The organism is Actinomadura sp. NPDC048032, from assembly GCF_040653175.1.
Classification (GTDB): Bacteria; Actinomycetota; Actinomycetes; order Streptosporangiales; family Streptosporangiaceae; genus Spirillospora; species Spirillospora verrucosospora.
This window is the reverse complement of the sequence record NZ_JBEZJP010000497.1, coordinates 1-5,371: the sequence shown is the minus strand read 5'-3', so window position 1 is coordinate 5,371 and position 5,371 is coordinate 1. Positions and strand designations below refer to the sequence as shown.

4 protein-coding genes and 1 pseudogene are annotated in these 5,371 nt (G+C 72.3%); all 5 read left to right on the top strand.

Translation table 11 applies throughout. The annotated features are described in order from the left end of the window. Positions 1-73: 73 nt before the first annotated feature. Positions 74-1,612: an ABC transporter ATP-binding protein gene (locus AB0C69_RS37350; protein ID WP_345176714.1), complete on the top strand. Its 1,539-nt coding sequence runs from the start codon at positions 74-76 to the stop codon at positions 1,610-1,612. Next, the gene (locus AB0C69_RS37345) at positions 1,609-2,937 is read left to right on the top strand and encodes an ABC transporter permease (RefSeq protein WP_360360432.1); all 1,329 of its coding nucleotides are present in this window, start codon (positions 1,609-1,611) and stop codon (positions 2,935-2,937) included. Before AB0C69_RS37350 ends, AB0C69_RS37345 begins: the two co-directional genes overlap by 4 nt. Then, positions 2,934-4,292, top strand: coding sequence for an ABC transporter permease (locus tag AB0C69_RS37340; protein WP_360360429.1), 1,359 nt, complete (start codon positions 2,934-2,936; stop codon positions 4,290-4,292). The genes AB0C69_RS37345 and AB0C69_RS37340 overlap by 4 nt, the downstream gene beginning before the upstream one ends. An 86-nt stretch (positions 4,293-4,378) precedes the next feature. Then, positions 4,379-4,783 carry a cytidine deaminase gene (locus AB0C69_RS37335; RefSeq protein ID WP_360360426.1) on the top strand — a complete coding sequence of 135 codons (405 nt, stop codon included), beginning with the start codon at positions 4,379-4,381 and terminating at the stop codon, positions 4,781-4,783. Between the two features lie 59 nt (positions 4,784-4,842). Further along, positions 4,843-5,371: pseudogene (locus AB0C69_RS37330) on the top strand (thymidine phosphorylase); the annotation flags it as partial.

The window sequence follows — 5,371 nt, the reverse complement described above, 5'->3', positions numbered from 1 at the left end:
GTGGCGCCCGGTGCGGCGGCACGTATCCCCGTCCAGGACCTCTCTCACGTTCTAGGCAGGAGGAGGGGCACTCGTGCCTGACCAGGTGCCGGCCGTGCGGCTGACATCGATCACCAAGCGGTTCCCCGGAGTGGTGGCCAACCGCGACATCAACCTCACCATCGAGCGCGGCGAGGTGCACGCGCTCTGCGGTGAGAACGGCGCCGGCAAGTCCACGCTGATGAAGATCCTTTACGGGATGCAGCGGCCGGACGAGGGCACCGTCGAGGTCGACGGCGAGCAGGCGGCCTTCCGGACGCCGGCCGACGCGATCGCCCGCGGCATCGGCATGGTGCACCAGCACTTCAAGCTGGCCGACAACCTCACCGTCCTGGAGAACGTGATCCTCGGGGCCGAGCCCCGCGCCAAGGGCCGGCGGCGCGGCCGGATCGACTTCGCCGCCGCGCGCGCCAAGATCAAGGAGATGTCGCAGGCGTACGGGCTGCGCGTCGACCCCGACGTGCTGGTCGAGACGCTCGGCGTCGGCGAGCGGCAGCGCGTGGAGATCCTCAAGGTGCTCTACCGCGGCGCCCGGGTGCTCATCCTGGACGAGCCGACCGCGGTGCTCGTCCCGCAGGAGGTCGAGGAGCTGTTCGGCAACCTGCGCGAGCTGCGCGCCGAGGGCCTGACCGTCCTGTTCATCTCCCACAAGCTGGACGAGGTGCTGACCGTCGCCGACACGATCTCGGTGATCCGGCGCGGCACGACGGTCGCGACCCGGCTCGACCCGCGCGAGGTGACGTCCCGGCGCCTGGCCGAGCTGATGGTCGGGTCCGAGCTGCCCACCCCGGAGCTGCGCGAGTCCACCGTCACCGAGGACGTCCAGCTGGACGTGGCCGGGCTCACCGTGCTGACCTCCGAGGGCCGTCCCGTGGTGGACGGCGTGTCGCTGCGCATCCGCCGCGGCGAGATCGTCGGGCTGGCCGGTGTCGAGGGCAACGGGCAGACCGAGCTCATCGAGGCGATCATGGGCATCCGCGGCGCCGACGCCGGGACCATCGGCTACGGCGGCGAGGACGTCACCTCGTGGTCGACGCGGCGGCGCCGCGAGGCCGGCATCGCCTACATCCCCGAGGACCGGCACCGCCACGGGCTCGTCCTGGAGGGGACGCTCTGGGAGAACCGCATGCTGGGCCACCAGACCCGGCGCCCGAACGTGCGCGGCCCGTGGATCGACCGGCGCGGCGCCCGCCGCGACACCACCCGGATCGTCCAGGCCTACGACGTGCGGACGCCGGGGATCGACGTGCCCGCCGCCGCGCTGTCGGGCGGCAACCAGCAGAAGCTCATCGTCGGGCGGGAGATGTCCGGCGACCCGCGGCTGCTGATCGCGGCGCATCCGACGCGCGGCATCGACGTCGGCGCCCAGGCCGCCATCTGGGAGTACCTGCGGCAGGCCCGCGCGGATGGGCTGGCCGTCCTGCTGATCAGCGCCGATCTTGAGGAACTCATCGGTATGTCCGACACCCTGCACGTGATCCTGCGGGGGCGGCTGGTCGCGGAGGTCGATCCGCGGACCGTCACCCCCGAGGAGCTCGGCTCCGCCATGACCGGTGCCGGAGCGCCCGCATGAGCGACGAGCGCAAGGACCTGGACCCGGCGGGCGAGGAGCCCGCGGGCGGCGGGGAGCCCGCGGGCGCGACGCCCCCGGCCGACGTCCCCGCGCCGCGTCCGGGCGAAAGCCCCGATCTCGGGAAGCGGCCCGGGAAGGCGTCCGGCCCGGTGGAGCCGGAGACGGTGCCGTCGTGGAAGGCGATGCTGCGCGGCCTCGGCCCGCGGGGGCTCGGCCTGAAGATCGGCGCGCCGGTGCTGGCGCTGCTGATCTCCCTCGGCATCACGATGATCCTGCTGCGGGTCACCGGCGCCGACCCGGTCAGCTCGATCCAGAGCATGATCGACTACGGCACGACCGACAACTCGATCGTCGACATCGTCAACCGCGCCACCCGCTACTACCTGTCGGCCGTGGCCGTGGCCATCGGGTTCCGGATGGCGCTGCTGAACATCGGCGTGGACGGCCAGTACCGGATCGCCGCGTTCCTCGCCGCCGCGCTCGGCGGCGCGCTGGCGCTGCCCGCCCCCCTCGGCCAGATGCTGACGATCGTCGCGGCGATGGTGGTCGGCGGGCTGTGGGCGGCGATCGCGGGCGTGCTGAAGGTGACCCGCGGGGTCAGCGAGGTGCTGTCCACGATCATGCTGAACGCGATCGCCACCGGCCTGATCGCCTACCTGCTGAACGACAAGCGGCTCGCCGAGGTGCGGCCGGGCAGCAACAACGTCGCGACGCCGCAGATCCCCGAGTCGGGACGGGTCGGCGGCCTGAACGGCCTCCTGTCCTCGATCGGCATCGACCTGCCGGGCGACGTCTACGGGCTGCTGCCGCTGGCGATCCTGGTCGGCGTCGTGTTCTGGGTCGTCATCAACCGCACGCGTTTCGGGTTCGACCTGAAGGTGTCGGGGCTGTCGCCGTCGGCGGCGCAGGCCAGCGGCGTCAACGCCCGCCGCATGATCGTCTACACGATGGTCGCGTCCGGCGTGGTGGCGGGCCTGATCGGCATGCCGGAGCTGCTCGGCGCGTCCTACGAGTACTCGCTGAACTTCCCGGCCGGCCTCGGCTTCACCGGCATCACGGTCGCGCTGCTCGGCCGCAACCATCCGGCCGGGATCGCGCTGGCCGCGCTGCTGTTCGCGTTCCTCGACCAGACCTCCGACGTCCTCCAGGAGGTCGACGTCCCGAAGGAGATCGTCGGGGTCATGCAGGGCGTGGTCGTGCTGACCGTCGTCATCGTGTACGAGCTCGTCCGGCGCTGGGAGATCCGGCTGCAGCAGCGGGCCGTCGCCGCCGAGCTGGCCACCGGCCACGACCTGGCCCGCGAGGCCGCTGGGAGCGCCTCATGAGCACCGCCACCGAGACGGCCCCGGCCCGCAAGGCCGCGAGCGGCGCGCGCCGGCTGCGCTGGCCGCACTACCTGCTCATCGCGTCCGGCCTGCTGGTGCTGCTGTCGCTGGTCCGGGTGATCGACGACGCCGACCCGGTGACCTCCAGCGGGACGGTCAGCGCCGCGCTGCGCCTCGCCGTGCCGATCTTCCTGGCCGGGCTCGGCGGGCTGTGGTCCGAGCGGTCCGGCGTGATCAACATCGGCCTCGAGGGCATGATGATCCTCGGCACCTGGACGGGCGCCTGGGCCGGCTACCAGTGGGGCCCGTGGATCGGCGTCCTCGCCGGGATCATCGGCGGCGTCCTCGGCGGGCTGCTGCACGCGATCGCGACCGTGTCGTTCGGCGTCGACCACATCGTGTCCGGTGTCGCGATCAACATCCTCGGGCTGGGGCTCACCCAGTTCCTCGCCGGGCTGATCTTCGACAAGGGGGAGGCGAAGGCGCTCGGCGGCGGCCCCCGGCAGTCTCCGCCCGTCGATCCGATCCCGACGCTGACGCTGCCGGTGCTGTCCGGAGGCAAGATCGGCGGCTGGCAGAGCCCCGACTGGCTCGGCTCGCTGGAGAGGCACCACTGGTTCCTCGTGTCGGACCTCGCGGGGATCGTCCGCGGTCTCACCAGCGACATGTCGCTGCTGACGCTCGTGGCGCTGCTGCTCCTCCCGGCCAGCTTCTTCGTGCTGTGGCGGACGGCGTTCGGTCTGCGGATCCGCTCGTGCGGCGAGGACGCGTACGCGGCCGAGTCGCTCGGCGTGCAGGTCTACCGGATGAAGTACGCGGCCGTGATGATCTCGGGCGGTTTCGCGGGCCTGGCGGGCGCGTTCCTCGTCACCGTCGCCGCGCCGATCTACCAGGACGGCCAGACCAACGGCCGAGGGTTCATCGGCCTCGCCGCCATGATCTTCGGCAACTGGCGTCCGGGCGGCCTCGCCGCGGGCTCGCTGCTGTTCGGCTACACCGACGCGATGAACGTGCGCGGCGGCGGCCAGTCGGTGCACGCGCTGCTGCTGTTCGTGGCGATCCTGCTGATCGGCGTCGCGGTCTGGCAGGGCGTGCGCGCGAACCGGCTGCTCCCGCAGGCGGCGCTGGACGCGGCGCACCGCCGCGACATGCGGGGCGCCTTCGTCGGCTCCGCGCTGTCCCTGGTCACGGCCGCCGCGCTGCTCACGTGGTTCCTGCTGAGCGACATCGTCCCCGGCGAGCTGGTCTCCTTCACGCCGCACCTGACGACGCTGCTCGTCCTGGCCCTGGCCAGCCAACGCCTCCGCATGCCCGCCGCCAACGGGCTCCGCTACCGGCGCGGTGAGGCACGCTGACCGACGGCCGGAGCGCAGCGGAGGACGTCGGTCAGCTGCCCTTGCCGGGGGGTTTGGGGGGTCGTCCCCCCAGAAAGGTAGGGCTCATGGAGATTGATTGGCCTGTTCTGCGCGCTGCGGCGCGGGAGGCTATGGAACGTGCCTACTGCCCGTACTCCGGGTTTCCGGTCGGGGCCGCCGCGCTGGTGGACGACGGCCGGATGATCACCGGGTGCAACGTGGAGAACGCCTCGTACGGCGTCGGGCTGTGCGCGGAGTGCGCGGTCGTGTCGGCGCTGCACGGGCCCGGCAAGTCCGAGCGGCCGCGGCTGGTCGCCATGGCGGTGGTCGACCGGCACGGGAATCCGCTGATGCCGTGCGGGCGCTGCCGGCAGTTGCTGTGGGAGCACGGCGGCGCCCTGATGCTGCTGGAGACGACGCGCGGCATCCTGCCCATGTCGGACGTCCTGCCGGACGCGTTCGGTCCCGACGATCTCGTGGACCGGGCCTGACCGACGCACCCTGGCCGGCACACCCTGGCCGGCTCGGTTTCACCTTCTGAGAGGATTTCGTGGACGCCACCGATGTCATCCGCGCCAAGCGGGACGGGGGGACGCTGACCCCCGAGCAGATCGACTGGGCGGTGGACGCCTACACGCGGGGCGTGATCGCCGAAGAGCAGATGTCGGCGCTGGCGATGGCGATCCTGCTGAACGGCATGTCGCGGGCCGAGGTGGCCCGGTGGACCGAGGCGATGATCCGGTCCGGGGAGCGGATGGACTGGTCGGCGCTGGACCGTCCGACCACCGACAAGCACTCCACCGGCGGGGTCGGCGACAAGATCACTCTGCCGCTGGCGCCGCTGGTGGCGGCGTGCGGGGCGGCGGTCCCGCAGCTGTCGGGGCGCGGCCTCGGGCACACCGGCGGGACGCTCGACAAGCTGGAGTCGATTCCGGGCTGGCGGGCGTCGCTGTCGAACGCCGAGATGCTGGACGTGCTGCGCTCGGCGGGCGAACAAGGAGCACATCTCGTTCGGGCACGGCGTGCACTACTGCGTCGGCTCCCACCTCGCGCGGCTGGAGGCCGAGATCGCGCTGCCG